20 protein-coding genes are annotated in these 17,262 nt (G+C 67.3%); 12 read left to right on the top strand and 8 right to left on the bottom strand.

The genetic code is table 11. The features are described 5' to 3' along the window. Window positions 1-1,872, bottom strand: coding sequence for an ABC transporter transmembrane domain-containing protein (locus BVE01S_RS01295; protein ID WP_066623192.1), 1,872 nt, complete (start codon window positions 1,870-1,872; stop codon window positions 1-3). Window positions 1,873-2,024: 152 nt separating this feature from the next. Between BVE01S_RS01295 and rpmE the strand changes: the two genes are divergently transcribed. Both rpmE and BVE01S_RS01305 read left to right on the top strand, forming a co-directional pair. Further along, a complete protein-coding gene (rpmE, locus tag BVE01S_RS01300; protein WP_017506001.1) occupies window positions 2,025-2,249 on the top strand; it encodes a 50S ribosomal protein L31 in 225 nt (74 codons plus the stop codon). A gap of 159 nt (window positions 2,250-2,408) precedes the next feature. Beyond that, a complete protein-coding gene (locus BVE01S_RS01305) occupies window positions 2,409-3,971 on the top strand; it encodes a L,D-transpeptidase family protein (protein ID WP_066623193.1) in 1,563 nt (520 codons plus the stop codon). A gap of 8 nt (window positions 3,972-3,979) precedes the next feature. Here BVE01S_RS01305 and rcdA read toward each other — a convergent pair whose 3' ends face one another. After that, the gene (gene rcdA, locus BVE01S_RS01310; RefSeq protein WP_055754989.1) at window positions 3,980-4,480 is read right to left on the bottom strand and encodes a protease adaptor protein RcdA; all 501 of its coding nucleotides are present in this window, start codon (window positions 4,478-4,480) and stop codon (window positions 3,980-3,982) included. A gap of 109 nt (window positions 4,481-4,589) precedes the next feature. Then, window positions 4,590-4,793: a DUF1192 domain-containing protein gene (locus BVE01S_RS01315; protein WP_055754990.1), complete on the bottom strand. Its 204-nt coding sequence runs from the start codon at window positions 4,791-4,793 to the stop codon at window positions 4,590-4,592. An 88-nt stretch (window positions 4,794-4,881) separates the two neighbouring features. Here BVE01S_RS01315 and BVE01S_RS01320 point away from each other — a divergent pair, with 88 nt between their 5' ends. Beyond that, on the top strand, window positions 4,882-5,853 hold the full coding sequence (locus BVE01S_RS01320; protein ID WP_066623195.1) for an NAD(P)H-quinone oxidoreductase: 972 nt from the start codon (window positions 4,882-4,884) through the stop codon (window positions 5,851-5,853). Here the strand turns inward: BVE01S_RS01320 and BVE01S_RS01325 are convergent. Continuing rightward, entirely contained in the window at window positions 5,850-6,455 is a 606-nt protein-coding gene (locus BVE01S_RS01325) for a beta/gamma crystallin-related protein (protein WP_045810275.1), read from the bottom strand. The two genes, BVE01S_RS01320 and BVE01S_RS01325, sit on opposite strands and share 4 nt — an antisense overlap. Window positions 6,456-6,674: 219 nt before the next feature. Here BVE01S_RS01325 and BVE01S_RS01330 point away from each other — a divergent pair, with 219 nt between their 5' ends. Beyond that, the gene (locus tag BVE01S_RS01330) at window positions 6,675-7,340 is read left to right on the top strand and encodes a DUF1013 domain-containing protein (protein WP_039245300.1); all 666 of its coding nucleotides are present in this window, start codon (window positions 6,675-6,677) and stop codon (window positions 7,338-7,340) included. A 73-nt stretch (window positions 7,341-7,413) separates the two neighbouring features. On the opposite strand, the gene BVE01S_RS01335 is transcribed toward BVE01S_RS01330, so the two are convergent. After that, window positions 7,414-7,587 (bottom strand): YdcH family protein, encoded by a 174-nt coding sequence (locus tag BVE01S_RS01335; RefSeq protein ID WP_017505994.1) that lies wholly within the window; start codon window positions 7,585-7,587, stop codon window positions 7,414-7,416. A 116-nt stretch (window positions 7,588-7,703) separates the two neighbouring features. Between BVE01S_RS01335 and BVE01S_RS01340 the strand changes: the two genes are divergently transcribed. The 7 genes from BVE01S_RS01340 (at window position 7,704) to BVE01S_RS01370 (ending at window position 14,182) form a co-directional block, all read left to right on the top strand. Further along, window positions 7,704-8,306, top strand: coding sequence for a UbiX family flavin prenyltransferase (locus tag BVE01S_RS01340; protein ID WP_066623197.1), 603 nt, complete (start codon window positions 7,704-7,706; stop codon window positions 8,304-8,306). Then, window positions 8,303-8,767, top strand: coding sequence for a TIGR02444 family protein (locus BVE01S_RS01345; protein ID WP_066623200.1), 465 nt, complete (start codon window positions 8,303-8,305; stop codon window positions 8,765-8,767). The genes BVE01S_RS01340 and BVE01S_RS01345 overlap by 4 nt, the downstream gene beginning before the upstream one ends. 50 nt (window positions 8,768-8,817) lie before the next feature. Next, window positions 8,818-9,042 carry a YdcH family protein gene (locus BVE01S_RS01350; protein ID WP_066623203.1) on the top strand — a complete coding sequence of 75 codons (225 nt, stop codon included), beginning with the start codon at window positions 8,818-8,820 and terminating at the stop codon, window positions 9,040-9,042. A 168-nt stretch (window positions 9,043-9,210) separates the two neighbouring features. Then, complete coding sequence (locus tag BVE01S_RS01355; protein WP_066623212.1) at window positions 9,211-9,852, top strand: M23 family metallopeptidase; 642 nt, start codon at window positions 9,211-9,213, stop codon at window positions 9,850-9,852. 66 nt (window positions 9,853-9,918) lie between these two features. Continuing rightward, window positions 9,919-11,805, top strand: coding sequence for a CocE/NonD family hydrolase (locus tag BVE01S_RS01360; protein WP_167544814.1), 1,887 nt, complete (start codon window positions 9,919-9,921; stop codon window positions 11,803-11,805). 74 nt (window positions 11,806-11,879) lie between these two features. Next, on the top strand, window positions 11,880-12,827 hold the full coding sequence (locus BVE01S_RS01365) for an ABC transporter ATP-binding protein (RefSeq protein WP_066623225.1): 948 nt from the start codon (window positions 11,880-11,882) through the stop codon (window positions 12,825-12,827). Beyond that, window positions 12,824-14,182: an ABC transporter permease gene (locus BVE01S_RS01370; RefSeq protein ID WP_066623229.1), complete on the top strand. Its 1,359-nt coding sequence runs from the start codon at window positions 12,824-12,826 to the stop codon at window positions 14,180-14,182. The genes BVE01S_RS01365 and BVE01S_RS01370 overlap by 4 nt, the downstream gene beginning before the upstream one ends. A gap of 166 nt (window positions 14,183-14,348) precedes the next feature. Here the strand turns inward: BVE01S_RS01370 and rpsU are convergent, their stop codons facing one another. After that, complete coding sequence (rpsU, locus tag BVE01S_RS01375; protein ID WP_026108547.1) at window positions 14,349-14,591, bottom strand: 30S ribosomal protein S21; 243 nt, start codon at window positions 14,589-14,591, stop codon at window positions 14,349-14,351. Window positions 14,592-14,779: 188 nt separating this feature from the next. Between rpsU and BVE01S_RS01380 the strand changes: the two genes are divergently transcribed. Beyond that, the gene (locus tag BVE01S_RS01380) at window positions 14,780-15,427 is read left to right on the top strand and encodes a COQ9 family protein (RefSeq protein WP_066623371.1); all 648 of its coding nucleotides are present in this window, start codon (window positions 14,780-14,782) and stop codon (window positions 15,425-15,427) included. A gap of 247 nt (window positions 15,428-15,674) precedes the next feature. On the opposite strand, the gene BVE01S_RS01385 is transcribed toward BVE01S_RS01380, so the two are convergent. Together BVE01S_RS01385 and purE are read right to left on the bottom strand one after the other, a co-directional pair. Further along, the gene (locus BVE01S_RS01385; protein ID WP_066623236.1) at window positions 15,675-16,757 is read right to left on the bottom strand and encodes a 5-(carboxyamino)imidazole ribonucleotide synthase; all 1,083 of its coding nucleotides are present in this window, start codon (window positions 16,755-16,757) and stop codon (window positions 15,675-15,677) included. Continuing rightward, window positions 16,758-17,249 (bottom strand): 5-(carboxyamino)imidazole ribonucleotide mutase, encoded by a 492-nt coding sequence (gene purE, locus BVE01S_RS01390; RefSeq protein ID WP_066623238.1) that lies wholly within the window; start codon window positions 17,247-17,249, stop codon window positions 16,758-16,760. Window positions 17,250-17,262: the final 13 nt, after the last annotated feature.

Genomic DNA, 17,262 nt, shown 5'->3' on the forward strand with positions numbered 1-17,262 from the left:
TTAGTCTGCTCGGAATTGAAGCTCCGCGAGGCGGGCGTAGAGGCCGCCCTGGGCGACGAGTTGCTCGTGGGTGCCTTCTTCGACCACGCGGCCGTCGTCCATGACGACGATGCGGTCGGCGCGCAGGACGGTGGCGAGGCGGTGGGCGATGACCAGGGTGGTGCGCTCCTCCATCGCCTGATCGAGGGCGACCTGGACCAGGCGTTCGCTTTCGGCGTCGAGGGCGCTGGTGGCCTCGTCCAACAGCAGGATGGGGGCGTCGCGGACCAGGGCGCGGGCGATGGCCAGGCGCTGGCGCTGGCCGCCCGACAGGCTCTTGCCGCGCTCGCCGAGCGGGGTGTCGAACCCTTCCGGGAGGGCGTCGATGAAGCCGAGCGCCTGGGCCTTTTCGGCGACGGCGCGGGCCTCTTCCAAAGTCGTATTCTCGCGACCGAAGCGGATGTTTTCCAAGGCCGAGCCCGAGAACAGCGGCGTCTCCTGCGACACCCAGGCGAAGCGGTCGCGCACGGCGACGGGATCGGCCTGGCGCACATCGACGCCGTCGACCGAGACCATGCCGGTCTGCGGATCGTAGAAGCGCAGCAGCAGGCGGAAGACCGTGGACTTGCCGGCGCCGGACGGACCGACCAAAGCGACCGTCTCACCGGGGCGTACGGTCAGGCTGAAGCCCTTCAAGGCCGGAAGGTCGGGGCGGCCTGGATAGGCGAAGCCCACGGCCGACATCGACACCTCGCCACGCGGGGGCGTCGGCAGGGCCGTGGCCTGAGGCGGCGGGGCGATGCCGGCGACGGCGCGCATCAGCTCCTCAATCCGCTCCATGGCGCCGGCTGCCTTTTGCACGTCGCCCCAGCTTTCGCCGAGCGCGCCAACGGCGCCTGCGGCGAAAACGGACAGCAGAACGAACTGAAGCAGGGCGCCAGGCGTCATGGCGCCCTTCACCACGTCCTGGGCGCCCAGCCACAGCACCAGGGTCACGCCGCCGAACATGACAACGATGATCAGAGCGGTCATCCAGGCGCGAGCCTGCATCCGCGTCAGGGAAGCGTTGAAGGCGTCCTCGACCGCCGCGCCGAAGCGGGTGATGGCGCTCTGTTCACGACCGAAGGCCTGGACCGTCTCAATGGCGTCCACGCTTTCGCCGGCGAAGCCGACGGCGTTGGCGAAGCGGTCCTGGGACGCGACGGTCAGTTTGCGCACCTTGCGGCCGAAGATGAAGATCGGCCCCAGGAGGAAGGGCACGATCAGCAGGACGAAGCCGGTCAGCTTGGGGCTGACGAAGAACAGCAGGGCCACGCCGCCGATCAGAGTCAGGAAGTTGCGCAGCGCGTAGGAGATCGAGGTCGTCATCAACGTCTCGACCAGGGCGATGTCCGTGGTCAGGCGCGACAGCACCTCGCCCGTACGCATATGGGCGTAGAAGGACGGGTCCAGCGTCAGGATGCGGCCGAACAGGCCCTTTCGCACATCGGCGATGACGCGCTCGCCCGTGCGGGTGACGAAATAGTAGCGGGCGGCGGTCGCCAGCCCCAGGAACAGGGCGTTGGCGCCCAGCAGCAGGAACCAGATGTTCAGATTGGCGCCGCCCGCCTCGAACCCATGGTCGATGGCCCCGCGCGCCAGGGCGGTCAGGCCCAGCGAGGCGGCGGTGGACAGCAGCAGCCAGAAGACCGCCATCAGGGCATGACCCTTGTGGCGCATAGCGAAGGGAATCAGTCGCGTCAGCGGGCGGATGTCGCGGCGCTTGGCGCGTTTGGCGCCCGCTTCGGACATCTGGTCGGCCAGAAGGGCGCCGGCGCTGGGCCTCCCCTCCAGCGACGCCATGCCCGAGGCGCGGTTGGCGGAAGGGGCGGAGGCGGCGGCTTGATCGGTCATTTCGCCCGCCTCTTGCCCCGGAACGCCCCCCGGTGTAAACGCCGCCCCTCATTCCGCCGGGCCTTTCCCTTAAAAAGGATTTGGTGGCGGGTTTCTCATTTCACGCGCACGGACGGTCGGCATCGTCACCGCGCAGAGACCGGACGACGACCATGAAGGCGGATACCCATCCCGACTACCACTTCATCACCGTGGTGATGACCGACGGCAGCACCTATCAGACCCGTTCGACCTACGGGAAGGAAGGCGACAAGCTGGCCCTCGACATCGATCCGTCGACGCACCCGGCCTGGACGGGCGGCAACGCCCAGCTGATGGACCGCGGCGGCCGCGTCTCGCGCTTCAACAACAAGTTCGCCGGTTTCATCAAGAAGTAAGCGCGTCTTGGCTGCGACATCTCGCAGCAATCGGAACACCAAGAGCGTCGGTCGCAAGGCCGGCGCTTTTTGTTTGGTCGGAACACCGATAATGTGGGGGCGTTCGGGTACCAGGGGCGTCGGCCACGCTGGCCGAAGCGATCGAAGAAGCGGAAGACTATGAATAGACGGCAACTGGGTCTGGGCGTCGCGACGGCGGCCATGACCCTTGGCTCGGCGGCGCGCGCGCAGCAGGTCTTCGTGCAGCGCGGACCGGAGGCGACGGCCTTCTACAACAGCTTCAACGATCAGATTTCGCGTCTGCCCGAGACGCAGCAGGCGGATGTGCGCGCCTTTTATGAAATGAACGGCTGGCGGCCGGTGTGGAACGCCGACAGGGTTCGGGCCCTGAACACCGTCGCGGCCGGCGCCAATCGCCATGGTCTGGCGGGCTCCGACTATTTCGACTTCGTGGGACTGGCGGCCGATCCGGCGAGCGCGGACCTGCGGACCACGGCGGCGGCGCTGGCCTATGCGCGCGTCCTGGCCGAGGGCAAGGTGCGGCCGGAGACGGTCGAAGACCTGTGGGAAATGCAGAAGAATCGCGTGGATCTGCCGCGCGGTCTCAGCGACGCCCTGACCCGCAACGTGCTGGGCCAATGGTACGACGGCCTAGCGCCCACCGACATCGGCTATCAGAACCTGTCGGCCGGCTATGTCCGCTATCGCCGTCTGGCGGCGCAGGGCGGCTGGCCCCGCTTTGTTCAAGGCGCAACCATCGAGCCGGGCAATAGCGATCGCCGCATCCCCGCCCTGATCGATCGCCTGACGGCCGAAGGCGACCTGTCGGCCGCCGACGGCGCGCGGCTGAAGTCGCAGGGCCTGGTTTACAACGCCGAACTGCAACGTGCGGTGCAAAGCTTCCAGAACCGCCATGGCCTTGGCGCAGACGGGCGGATCGGCGCGGGCACCCAGCGCTCGCTGGGCGCCTCGGCCGAGGACCGTGCGCGTCAGATCGCGCTGAACCTGGAGCGTCGTCGCTGGCTGAAGCGCGAAGTCGCGCCCGAGCGGATCGAGGTCAACACCGCCGCCGCCATCATGGTCTATTGGAAGGACGGCAAGCCGGTCCACTCCAACCGCGTCGTGGTCGGCTCGGCCGAGAACCAGACGCCCAGCCTGGAGAAGCCGTTCGCCTCGGTCGTGGCCAATCCGCCCTGGTATGTGCCCGCCGGCATCGCGCGCCGCGAAATCCTGCCCAAAGGGCCGGGGTATCTGGCCGCCAACGACATGTATGTGAAGGACGGCACGGTCATCCAGCGCGCCGGTCCGCGCTCGGCCCTGGGCTATGTGAAGTTCGAGCTACGCGACAGCTACGCCATCTTCCTGCACGACACGCCGTCGAAAGCCGCCTTCAACCTGTCCACGCGTCAGCGCAGCCACGGCTGCGTGCGGGTGCAGAATGCGGTGGAGTTCGCGCGCCTGCTGCTGTCGCCCGATCCGACCAAGCTGGCCCAGTTCGACACGGCTCAGGACACGCGCGAGACGACGCGCGTGACCACCGGCCGGGAAATCTCGGTGCGTCTGCTGTACTGGACCGCCTTCGTGGACGGTCAGGGCCGCGTGGCGTTCCGCGAGGACGTCTATGGCCGCGACGACAAGCTGGCGCAGGCGCTGGGCATCGGCGTCAATCTGCCCAAGCCCATCGACGATGGCCGGGCGGACGCCAACGACGTCGGGCCGTAAAGGGGCGATCAGCCCCTGAAGGCCGCCTCGAGCATGCCCATCTGGCTGAGCACCGGGTTTTCCGGGGCCTGATCCTGATCGTCGGCATACATGCGGCGATCCAGATACAGGGTGCGGTCGAACAGCTTTTCCGACCGCACGAGGTATTCGATCAGGGCGATCGGAAGTTCGGCGTGGCTGGGCTCGGCGTCGATGCGGCGCTCGTTCAGGCGATAGCGCGGCTCGCAGGCGGTTTCCGGCGACATGTCGTCTTCGCGCACGGCGCGCTGGACCAGGAGCCAGGAGGCGATCTGCATCAGGCGGGTGGTCAGCTTCATGCTCTCGGCCGCATAGGCCAGGGCGGCGGCGCGCGACAGCATCTTGGAATCGCGACGGCCCTCGCCGTCCAGATAGGCAGCGGTCTCCTCGACCAGCTCCATTCCTTCGCGGAAGGTGCGATCGAACAGCTCCGACCGGGCGAAATCGCGAACGGTGCGGCTGCGGTCAGCGGGGGACGGAGCGGAGGTCATTTGAGCATTGATCATCAGAGAAGGTCGGGTCCGTCCTGCAATCGGCCCCTGGCGGCGCCGTTCGCACGAAAGATGCAACGCTCATGCCATGCCAGCGGATCATTCGCGATCACGAACCGAAGTTGAACAGGGCGTCGGCGGCGTTTTTCTTGGAGCGTTTCGTCTCGATCGCGGCGCGCGAACGCGCGATCTCGGCCTCAAGCGCGGCGATCCGCTCCTGCAAATCCTCGACGGCGTAAACATCCAGGTCTTCGCGTGACAGGGCCCGCAGCGGCTCGCCGCGTTGCGGGCGGGGTTCAAGATCTTCGAACATCGTCGCCTTCCTTTCGCGCTGTCATGGCCAAGGCGGTCCACGGTCCCTATCTGAACGCCCGGATACGGACGAATGCAAGGCGAGTGCGATGCGCGTGATCGAAATCGAAGGCGGTTCTGGACCGGCCGAGGCCCTGAGGATCGCTGAACGGCCCGATCCCGTCGCGGGGCCGGGTCAGGTGCTGATCCGGGTGCGGGCGGCGGGCGTGAACCGGCCGGACCTGCTGCAACGCACCGGCGCCTACCCCCCTCCCCCCGGTGCGTCGGACGTTCTGGGGCTTGAAATCGCTGGCGAGATCGAGGCCGTTGGAGAGGGCGTCACGCGCTGGGCGGTCGGCGACCGGGTCTGCGCCCTGCTGGGCGGCGGCGGCTATGCGGAGTTGGCCGTGGTCGATGCGCGTCATGTCCTGCCGATCCCCGAGGGTCTGGATTACGTGCAGGCGGCCGTGCTGCCGGAAACCGTCTTTACCGTCTTCGCCAATGTGTTCGAGGGCGGCGCGTTGAAGGCCGGCGAGACGTTGCTGATCCACGGGGCGACCAGCGGCATCGGCGTGACGGCCATCCAGATGGCCAAGGCCGCCGGCGCCCGAGTGATCGCCACGTCACGCGGGGCGGACAAGGCCGCAGCCGCCAAGGCGCTGGGCGCGGACATCAGCCTGGACGCCAAGACCGATGATCTGGAGGCGCAGATCCGCGAGGCGGGCGGCGCGGACGTGGTTCTGGACATGGTGGGGCGCGACTACGCCGCCCTGAACCTGAACAGTCTGAATGCGGGCGGGCGTTGGGTGGTCATCGCCTCCCTGACCGGCCCCAAGGTCGAGATGGATCTGCAGCGGATCATGCTGAAGCGATTGACCCTGACCGGATCGACGCTGCGCAGCCGCCCGGCAGACGAAAAGGCGCGTCTGACCGCGGCTGTCGAGACGACCGCCTGGCCGTGGGTCGCATCCGGCAAGGTGAAGCCGCCGGTTCAGGCGGTGTTCGCGTTGGAGCAGGCGGCCGATGCGCACGCCGAACTGGAAGCCGGCGGGCACATCGGCAAGATCGTGCTGAGCGTCTAGTAGCGCCCGCCGCGCACGGGGCGCAGCGACGAGATGTTGTCGTTGAAGCCGCCGTTCAGGAAGCGGACATCGCCTTCGACGATGCGGCAGCGTCCCCGGAACTCGGCGTCGGTGCAGACTTCCCAGCGACCTTCGACGCGCATCGAGCTGATGCGGTCGTTGAACGGGGTGCGGCCCAGGTTGCGGTCCTCGCTGGTGAACTCACGCGAGGCGCCGCGGAAGTTGGCGTTCTCGTAGACGGTGATCGAAGACCGCCCCCAACCGCCGCCATTGCCGCCGCCCCAGCCGGGGCCGCCGTTGCCGGGGCCCCAGCCGCCGCCCGGCCGGCCGGGCTGGCTGTCTTCATAGTCGCCACGGAACCGCCCGCAGACCAGCAGGCCGTTGTCGTTGTTGATCTCCTCGCCGCCGCAGCGGTTCAGCTCGATCGACGTGCCGCGCATCCGGCCGCGCGTATCGCGGCAATCGGCATAGAGACGACCGCGATTCACATAGGCTTCCGAACACGACTGGGTATAGCCGCCGCGCGGGGCGACGCGTTGCTGCGCATAGTCCTGGCCCGAAGCCATCGCTGCGGCCAGAGCCGCGCCAAGCAGAATGGACATGGTGGTTCTCCTCTCCCGAAGCTGAAAAGCTTCATTACCGCGAAGGTTGCGTCAGGCGGATGAACCGTTGCTGTATGGGATTGTCGCTCAGCGTTTTCTTTTGTGTCGAATAGGCCTATATCGGCATCATACGCGCCCGGTCGAAAGGCCGGGCGCCGTCGTATCCAACGCCAGCCGAAGCCTCATTCGGCGGCTCAACAACACCGGGACGAACGCCCCATGAGCGACATTCTGATGCCCAAGGCCACTGCGGTCTGGCTGGTCGACAACACCTCTCTCAGCTTCGAGCAGATCGCCGACTTCTGCGGCCTGCACCCGCTAGAAGTTCGCGGCATCGCCGATGGCGACGTGGCGCGCGACATCCGCGGCGTCGATCCCGTCACCGGCGGCCAGCTGACGCGCGAAGAACTGGATAAGGCCCAGGGCGACGAAAACTATCGCATGAAGGCGATCGTCAGCCGCCACGCCGAACTGCTGAAGTCGGCAAAGCCGGCGCCCAAATACACGCCGGTGTCGCGTCGCCAGGACCGCCCCGACGCCATCGCCTGGTTCGTGCGCAACCACCCCGAGGTGACGGACGCCCAGATCGCTAAGATGCTTGGCACGACCAAGTCCACCATCGAGAGCGTGCGCAACCGCACGCACTGGAACAGCGCCAACATCAAGCCGGTCGACCCGGTGACTCTCGGCCTGGTCGGCCAGCTGGCGCTGGACGAGATCGTCAAGAAGGCCGCCGACAAGAAGGCCAAGGACGACCTGAAGAACGGCGGCGGCACGATCCAGCCCGTCGAACAGGTCGAGGCCGAGCCCGAGTTCGTGCCGGAAGCCCGCCAACGTCCCGGCGCCGAGCCGACGGCGGAATCGGTGTTCGGCACCAAGGACTGATCCGCGTTCGCGTAACGAAAACGGCCCCGGAGAGCGATCTCCGGGGCCGTCGTCGTTTTCAGGGAGGCGGACGCTAGGTCGCGCGCGCCTCCAGACTGGTGATTTCTTCCTTCAGCCGAAGCTTCTTCTGCTTCAGCGCCCTGACCTGCAACGGATCCGTGGACGGGCGGGTAAGCTCCTTCTGGATGGTCTCATCCAGGGTGCGATGACGATTACCCAGTTCGCGAATACGAGCCTCGATGGTCATGGCTTGCGCCTCCTTTGGTTAGGGACCAGTAGAGTGAGCGCCCGGTTTGGCGCGCTGTGTAATCACTTTCCAGTGACAGCCCGTCGCCCCGGACCCGAAGGAGGCTGACCCCCAAAATGGACGATGATGTGAACGGAGCCATACGGAACCCGCCTGCCAGACTGGTGGTCGGAATTTCAGGGGCTTCCGGCGCCGTCTATGGCGCCCGGGTGCTGGACGCGCTGAACGATCTGGGCGTCGAAAGCCATCTGGTCGTGACCAAGGCCGCCCTGCTCACATTGTCGCAGGAGACCGATCTGTCGCCCGACGAACTGACGGCCAAGGCGTCGGTGGTCCACAAGCTGGGCGACGTGGGGGCGACGATCGCCTCCGGCTCTTTCCGCACCCTGGGCATGATCGTGGCGCCCTGCTCGATCAAGACGATGAGCGAGATCGCGACCGGCGTGACTTCCACCCTGCTGACGCGCGCGGCGGACGTGACGCTGAAAGAGCGGCGACCGCTGGTGCTGATGGTGCGCGAAACGCCGTTCCACCTGGGCCATCTGCGCACCATGACGTCCTTAGCCGAAATGGGCGCGATCATCGCCCCGCCCCTGCCCGCGCTTTACGCCAGGCCGAGCTCGATCATGGAGATGGTCGATCAGTCGGTGGGGAGGACGCTGGACCTGTTCGGCCTGGATTGGCGCGCGGTGCGGCGCTGGGAAGGCCTGAAGTCATGAGGCTTTGGGACTGGGCGGTGGCCGCCTATGGCGCGCCGGGGGTCGGCGAGGCGTGTCTGGCGCTGCAGGACAGCCACGACCAGAACGTGCCCGTGCTGCTGTGGTCCGCCTGGGTCGCGGCGACAGGCCGAAAGGCCGACGAAGAGACGATCGAGGCGGCTTGCGACACCGCCCGCGCCTGGGACAGCGTCGTGGTCGCCCCGCTGCGTTCGGTGCGGCGGACCCTGAAGGCGCCGGTGCCCGATATCGACGACGGCCCGCGCGAGAGCGTGCGCAACCGCGTCAAGGCGCTGGAGCTGGAGGCGGAACGGCATTTGCTGGATGCGCTGGAAGCGCTGGCGCCCGAACCCAGCGGACCGGCCCGCCCGATCATCGACAGCCTGGCAGCCACCGCCCGGATGTGGGCGGACGTCACGCCCCGCCCGGCCCTGATCCGGCTCGCAGACGCCCTTCCGGCCTGAGATCAGCGTGGCTATAAGCGGCCTGAGACGAGCGGCGTGGAGATGACACGATGAACGACGACACGCCTGCGATCACCGAGGAAATGGTCGAGCTTCACGCGCGGGTGAACCATCTGCGCCAGGAACACGCCGACCTTGACGCCTCGATCGAGGCCCTGGGTCAGGCCGCCATTCCCGATCAGCTGATGATCGCCCGGCTGAAGCGCAAGAAGCTGGCGCTGAAGGACGAGATCGTGAAGCTGGAAGACCGCATCCTGCCCGATATCATCGCCTGATCTGGCCGGCCGGGCGGCAGGTTCCGCCCTGCGACCATCCGCCGCCCTGCCCTAGCCCCAAAGTCGCCAAAGCCAGCAGGCATAAGCCGCCCTCCCACGGAACGCCGTGCGCTGTCGGGGCGCCGCTTCCTTCATTCCAGAGCGTAGAGACGCTGGAGAGGCCGCCGAATGCGACGCCTGCTATCCAACGCGCCGATGGCGCGGTGCAAGACCCTGTTGATCCACTCCGGCCAGACGGCCGCCTTCGCCGCCGTGGCCGTTTTCGCCGCCGCCGCCGCGCCAAATGCTGCGCGCGAGGCCGCCTTGCCGCCGCCGACCCAGATCGCCGCGCCGGTCTCGCCGCCCCTGAAGGCCGAGGTCGAAAAAGCCGGGCCGATCACGCGCCAGATCGCCTTCACCGCCCCGGTGCGCGGCTATGCGATCAACTCGCCATTCGGCCTGCGCAAACTGGCCATCGAAGCCAAGGCGCGCGCGCACAAGGGCGTCGACATCGCCGCGCCGAAAGGCACGACCGTCTTCACCGCCGCCGAGGGCGAAGTCATCCGCACGGGCTACGACCCCCAAGGCTATGGCAACTTCATCGAGGTGCGCCACCCCAACGGCATGAGCACCCTGTACGGCCACCTCAGCCGGATCGATGTGGCGAACGGCGATGCGGTCGCGCCCGGTCAGCGCATCGGTCTGGTCGGCTCCACAGGCTATTCCACCGGCCCGCACCTGCATTTCGAGGTCCGTCGCGGCGGCGCCCAGGTCAATCCGACCAAGGTGGTCGATCGCCATTTCGAAGTAACGGTGAAGGCCAAGGCCTGACGCGCATTGCGTTGCGACGCGCGCCGCAAACGTCCTAGTGTCCCTCACGTTCTGGGAGGGATGGACATGAACAAGATCGTCGCCGCCGTCGTCGCGGGCCTGCTGGCCGCCACGCCCATCGCCGCCTCGGCGCAGGACTACGGGCGCTACAGCGACGCCGCCGCACAGGCCGAGCTGTCGCGCCTGGCGGATGTGCAGATGGCGGTCATGGTGCCGATGCGCGACGGCGTGGGACTGGCCACCAATGTCTATCGCCCCAAGAACGCATCCGGCCCCTTGCCGACAGTGTTTGTCCGCACGCCTTATAACGAGCTGGCGTACAACGCCCGCACCACACGCTCGGCCCTGAGCTGGGTCAGCAAGGGTTATGCCTTCGTCATCCAGAACGAGCGGGGACGGTATTTCTCGGGCGGCGACTATCAGATCCTGGGCTATCCCCAGACCGACGGCTATGACGCCCTGACGTGGATCGCGGCCCAGCCGTGGTCGAACGGCAAGGTCGGCACCTTGGGCTGTTCGTCCTCCGCCGAATGGCAGCTGGCCCTGGCGGCCCAGAACCACCCCGCCCACGCCGCCATGGTGCCCCAAGCTTCGGGCGCCGGCATCGGCAAGGTCGGACGGTTCCAAGAACAGGGCAACTGGTACACCGGGGGCGTGCCGCGCAACCTGTTCTTCGTGTGGCTTTACGGCGTGGACAATCCGCAGCGCGCCCAGATCCCGATGGATATTGACCAGGAAACCCGCGCCCGGATCGTCCGCTACAACGACCTGGACGCCAAGAAGCCGGATGTGAATTGGCCCAGCCAGATCCGGCATCTGCCGGTCAATGACATGCTGAAGGACCTGGGCGAGCCGGCCGGCACGTTCGAGGAACTGATCGCGCGCACCCCATCCGATCCGGCCTGGCGTCAGGGCGGCCTGTATCACGACGACATGGGCTGGGGCGTGCCGTCCCTTTGGTTCAACAGCTGGTATGACGTCTCCATCGGGCCGAACATGGAGCTGTTCAACCACGCCCGATCCACGACCCAGGATCGCGAGGCGGCCGAGAACCAGTACGTCGTGGTCGGCCCCAACAACCACTGCGCCTTTGGCGGCCTGGGGCCGAACTACAAGTCGGGCGACCGCCCGCTGGGCGACGCCACATTCGACAGCGACGCCCTGGTGCACGCCTGGTTCGATCGCTGGCTGAAGGGCGAGCGCCGCGCCTTCCCCGAGAGCACGCCGCACGTGCAGTATTTCAACATGGGCGAAAACGCCTGGCGCACGGCCGCGCAGTGGCCGCCGGCCGGGGTCAAGACGGTGCGGATGTATCTGCGCTCGGGCGGTGCGGCCAACAGCCTGAACGGCGACGGCCTGCTGAGCCTTCAGGCGCCGCCCGCCGGCGAGCCGGCCGACCGCTATCGCTATGATCCGATGAACCCGGTCCAGACCATCGGCGGCGGCGATTGCTGCAACGGTGGGCTGGTCACGGCCGGGGCCTTCGATCAGCGACCGATCGAAGCGCGCAACGACGTGCTGGTCTATACGTCGGAGGCGCTGACCGAGCCAATGCAGGTCACCGGCTTCATCGACGCGGTGCTGAAGGTGTCGTCCTCTGCGCCCGACACCGATTTCGCGGTCAAGCTGGTGGACGTGGCGCCGGACGGCACGGCCTATATCCTGGGCGACACCATCATGCGGGCGCGCTATCGCAACGGCTATGACCGCCCCGCGCCCCTGACGCCGGGACAAGTGGCGACCGTGCAGCCCACGCCGCTGACTATCAGCAACACCTTCCAGCCCGGTCACCGTATCCGGGTCGAAGTCACCAGCTCCAACTTCCCAAAGTTCGTGCGCAACCTGAACACGGGCGGACCGAACGAAACCGAGAGCCAGGGCGTGGTCGCCGACAACGCCGTCCATCACGCGGGTGACGACGCCTCCTATATCGACCTGCCTGTGGTGAAATAGGCGCCCCCGCGCCGAAGTCGCTGGCGTCCCCTGTCGTCGGATTCTAGGCTGACGACAGGGATTTGGGAGGCGACATGGCGGCGTTGACGCTGGATGGGGTGAACAAGCGATACGGCGATTTCCACGCCGTGCGCGATCTGAGTTTTCAGGTCGAGAAGGGGTCGATCTGCGGCTTTCTGGGGCCGAACGGGGCGGGCAAGACCTCGACCCTGCGGATGATCCTGGGGTTGCAGCCGGCGACGTCGGGGCGGATCGAGATCCTGGGCGCCGACGACGGGCGCAAGGTGCGCGATCGGATCGGTTTCCTGCCCGAGGAACGCGGCCTCTATAAAAAGATGACGCCGGTCGAGGCCATCGCCTTCTTTGGCGCGCTGAAAGGCCTGCCGGTCGCCGAAGGCCGCAAGCGCGCCAAGACCCTGCTGGAGCAGCAGGGGCTCGGCGAGGCGCAGAGAAAGAAGATGAAGGAGCTGTCCAAGGGGATGGCGCAGAAGGTGCAGCTGATCGCCTCGGTCGTGCACCAGCCTGAGTTCGTCATCCTGGACGAGCCCTTCTCCGGTCTGGACCCGATGAACCAGCAGGGCCTGGAAGCGATGATTCGCGGGCTGGCCGCGAACGGCGCCACGGTGCTGTTCTCCACCCACGTGATGCAGCATGCCGAGCGGCTGTGCGACAAGGTCGTGCTGCTGGCGCGTGGCAAGAAGGCGTTCGAGGGGACGGTGGATCAGGCCAAGGCCACCTCGCCGCGCTTCCTGGATCTGGATGGTGCGATCAGCGCGGACGCCGCCGCCGCCCTGCCCGGCGTGGCGGGCGTCGAGACCCTGTCCGACGTGGATGGCGTGCGTCGCCTGAAGATCGCCTTGGCACCCGGCGCTGGGGGTCAAGATACGTTGAAGACGGCCTTCCTGAACGGCCTGGACGTGCGGGGCTTTGCGCTCAAGGAGCCGACGCTGCACGACGCCTTCATCGGCCTGACCGGGGACCATCCCGACCAACCCGTCGCATCCGTGGAGGCTGTCCGATGAACCGCACGCTGCTGATCGCGCGACGCGAATATGTCGCCTACGCCAAGACCGTCGGCTTCTGGCTGTCGCTTCTGGCCTTTCCCCTGTTCGCCGTGCTGGGCGGCGGCATTCCGGCGCTGATCAAGGCCTCCGAGCCGATCAAGTCGGTGGCGGTGATCGAGGAAGGCCCCAATGCCACGGGTCTGGCCGCCGCCGTTCGCGCCTCTCTGCAAGCGGATGTGGATCGTCAGAACGAACGCCTGCGCGAAGCCGCTGAAAAGGGACAGGCCGGCGCCGGGCGCGCCGTCGCCTCCATCACCGGCCCCAAGATCCGTCTGGTCGACGCGCCGCCCGCCATCGCCGACGCCGTCGGCCCGGCCCGTGACGAGGCGATCCGCAAGGCGCTGGACAAGCAGACCTCGAAGGCCAGGCGCCTCGACGCCGTGGTCTTCCTGAGCCGCACGGATGGCAAGCCCGCCGCCCAGGTCTGGACCGCGCGCGCCACCGACAATGACGTCTCCGGCTTTGTCCGCAACGCCCTGCGTGATGCGCGGCGCACCGAGCTTTTGACTGCAGCCGGGGTCGCCCCGGCCGTGGCGCAGGAGGTTCAGACCTTCCGGCCCGATGTGAAGTCCTTCTCGCCCAGCGCCGCCAGCGGGGGCGAGGTGTCGATGCGTGACCGAATCCCGTCCTTCATCGGCCTGGGCGTCGGCTTCCTCTTGTGGTCGCTGGTGATCACCGGCGCCTCCATCCTGCTGAACAGCGTGATGGAGGAGAAGTCGAACAAGATCCTGGAGGTGCTGCTGTCCTCGGCCTCGGCGACCGAAATCCTGACGGGCAAGGTGCTGGGCGTGGCGCTGCTGACCCTGACGGTCATGGGGGTCTGGGGCGGGATCGGGGCCTTCACCCTGATTTCAGCATCGCCCGAGACGGCCGCGACGGTCGGACAGGTGCTGCTGCACGACGGCCTGATCTTCTATTTCATCGCCTATATGGTCGGCGGCTACCTGATGTATGCGGTGCTGTTCGCGGCCATCGGCGCCTTCTGCGAGACGCCGCGCGACGCCCAGACCCTGATGGGGCCGATCATGATGATCCTGGTCGTGCCGATCCTGGTGATGCAGATGGCCCTGACCAGCCCGGATGCGCCGGTGGTCAAGGTTCTGTCCTGGATCCCCTTCTTCACCCCCTTCCTGATGAGCGCCCGCGCGCCCAGCGATCCGCCGCTGGTGGAGGTGATTCTGACGCTGATCGGCATGTTCGCGACCGCCGCCTTCATGGTGTGGATCGCCGGGCGGGCGTTCCGCGCCGGCGCGCTGTCAGACGTGAAGCTGAGCTGGAAGAGCTTCGGCCGGGCGATTACCGGACGGGCGTAGGCAGCACGGTTGTCCCCTCCCTGTCGCGTCGCGATGGGGAGGTGGCGCCGCGCTTCTTCTGTGGGACTTCATGAGTCCTCCACCACGCTCCGCAGAAATGAAACGCAAAGAAAAAGGCCGCTTCCCGAAGGAAGCGGCCTTAAATCTTTGGGCTTTCGCCGGGGTCTTAACGACCGCCGGGAACGCGCGGCTTGGGCGCGGGCAGCAGGCCCTCGCGCTGCATGCGCTTGCGCGCCAGCTTGCGGGCGCGACGGATGGCTTCGGCCTTTTGACGGGCGCGCTTTTCCGAGGGCTTCTCGAAGTGCACGTGGCGCTTCATTTCACGGAAGCTGCCCTCGCGCTGCATCTTCTTCTTCAGGGCTTTGAGCGCTTGGTCGACGTTGTTGTCGCGAACGAAAATCTGAACCAGGTTAAACTCTCCTTTGGCCGCCCGCCGCGTCCTGTGAGGGAGACGGGCGAACAAAATAAAATCGTCTTCCGACAGCCGGGCTCTCGGATGAAGGCGCGCTGATACACGAGCCGCCTCCTTCTGTCCAGATCGTCGCGACCATTCTTCAAGGCTCGAAACGCCATGACGACCGGCGTATGATCGCCCTTATGACCGAGACGACAGACTGGGCCGACCGGACCGAACAGACCGTGCTGGACGCCGCCATCGCCCGCGCGCCCGCCCTGGGCTGGAGCGCGCGTCTGGTGCGCGAAGCCTGCGAGGCGTCCGGACTATCGCAGGGCGACGAGGAACTGCTGCTGCCCAACGGCGCGCGCGATCTGGCGGCCCTGCTGTCGCGCCGCCACGATGCGCGAGCGCTGGCGGCTCTGGATGAAATCGACGCCAAGTCGCTGAAGATTCGCGAGCGAATCGCCCGCGCCGTGTCCGAGCGGATGGAGGCCGGCGCCGCCGATCTGGAGGCCACGCGTCGCTGCGCCGCCTTCCTGGCTATACCCGTCAACGCCGACCTGGGCCTGAAACTGGCCTGGGAGAGCGCGGATCATCTGTGGCGCTGGGCCGGGGACGAGGCGACCGACTGGAATCACTATTCGAAGCGGACGATCCTGTCGGGCATCCTGATTCCCGCCCTGACCATGCGCTGGTTCGACGGCCGCGAAGCGGCGGAGGCCTTCGTCGCCCGCCGGATCGAAAACGTCATGGCCTTCGAGAAGTGGAAGGCGGGCAAGGATTTCGACGCGCCGTTCCGAAAGGTCAGCGATGCGCTGAGCCGCATGCGGTATGGGGCGAGGGCGTAAGGCGAACGCGTCAAGGTTGCCGAAAAGCGCAACCGATGCGACCCTTCGTTTCAACGGAGGGTGTGGGATGCGACAGACTATCGCCTTGAGTGGCGTAGGCGTTTTGGCAGGGTCGGCGCTTTTGGGCGCACTTTCTTACCAAGAGCCGCCGTCACGAGTGAAGCCGAAGGTCTGTTGGGTCGAGAGCAAACCGATTCCCAACGGCGTGCTCAATTTCGTGCGGTGTAACGCGACCAAGGTCGGCTGATCAGACGACGCTCAGCACCCGGTTCACGTGGGCCATCTTGCGGCCGGGGCGGGCCTCGGCCTTGCCGTAGAGGTGCAGGCGTTCGTCGGACTTGGCCGACAGCTTGCGCCAATCCTCGACCTCGTCGCCCAGCAGGTTGGTCATTTCGATGCGGGCGTGGGCCGTCGTGGGGCCGAGCGGCCAGCCGGCGACGGCGCGGATATGCTGTTCGAACTGGTCGCAGACGCAGCCGTCCTGGGTCCAGTGGCCGGTGTTGTGAACGCGCGGGGCGATCTCGTTGACCAGAAGCACGTCATCTCCGAGGTCGAACAGTTCGACGCCCAGAACGCCGACATAGTCCAGCCCGTCCAGAATCGCCTCGGCGATGGCGCGGGCGCGAACTTGCGTCTTCTCGTCCACGGCGGCGGGGGCCAGGGTGGTGCGCAGAACGCCGCCTTCGTGCCGGTTCTCGCCCAGCGGATAGACCGCCATATGGCCGTCCCAGTCGCGGGCGGCGATGACCGACAGTTCGCGCACGAAGGTCGCCTTGGCCTCCAGGATGGCCGGACGACCGCCCAGGCTTTCCAAGGCGGCGGGCGCGTCCTCGATGGTGTGGATCCAGACCTGGCCCTTGCCGTCATAGCCTTCGCGGCGGGTCTTCAGGAGGGCGGGCAGGCCCAGTTCGGTCAGGCCGACGACCAGGTCGTCCAGCGTATCGACGACGGCGAAGGCGACCGTCGGGGCGCCGACGGCGTTCAGGAAGGTCTTTTCGTCCACCCGGTCCTGCGACACGCGAAGCGCGGTCGGTCCCGGCGCGACGAGGGCGCCGGCCTCGGCCAGACGCTCGATGGATTCGGCCGGCACGTTCTCGAACTCGAAGGTGACGACATCGGCGGCGCGACCCAGCGCCGACAGGGCCTTGGGGTCGTCATAGGCGGCGACGATCTGGCGCGCCGAGACCCGGCCGGCCGGGCTGTCGGCCTCGGGGTCCAGGATCACGACGTCGAAGCCCAAACGCGATGCGGCCTGGCTCAGCATCCGGCCCAGCTGGCCTCCGCCGATGATGCCGAGGGTCGAACCGGGGGGAAGCGGAAGATCAGGCACTCAGTCCTCGACGGTTTCTGCGACGGATTCGGTCTGGGCGGCGCGGAAGGCGGCCAGGCGTCCGGCCAAGCCCTCGTCCGACAGGGCCAGGATCTGGGCGGCCAGGATGCCGGCGTTGGCGGCGCCCGCCTCGCCGATGGCCAGGGTGGCGACCGGAACGCCCGCCGGCATCTGAACGATCGACAGCAGACTATCCATGCCCTTCAGCGCCTTGGACTGGACCGGCACGCCCAGCACCGGCAGTTCGGTCATGGAGGCGGCCATGCCCGGCAGGTGGGCGGCGCCCCCTGCCCCGGCGATGATGACCTTGTATCCGGCGGCCTTGGCGCCCGTGGCGAACTCGACCAGGCGTTGGGGCGTGCGGTGGGCGCTGACGACCTTGGCGTCCCAGGCGACGCCCAGTTGATCCAGGCGATCGGCGGCCAACTTCATGGTCGGCCAGTCGGACCGGCTGCCCATGATGATCGCCACCGGGGTTTCGGAAGTCGCCATGTCTGCAAGGCCC

This window comes from Brevundimonas vesicularis NBRC 12165 (assembly GCF_001592205.1).
In the GTDB taxonomy this organism is placed as follows: Bacteria; Pseudomonadota; Alphaproteobacteria; order Caulobacterales; family Caulobacteraceae; genus Brevundimonas; species Brevundimonas vesicularis.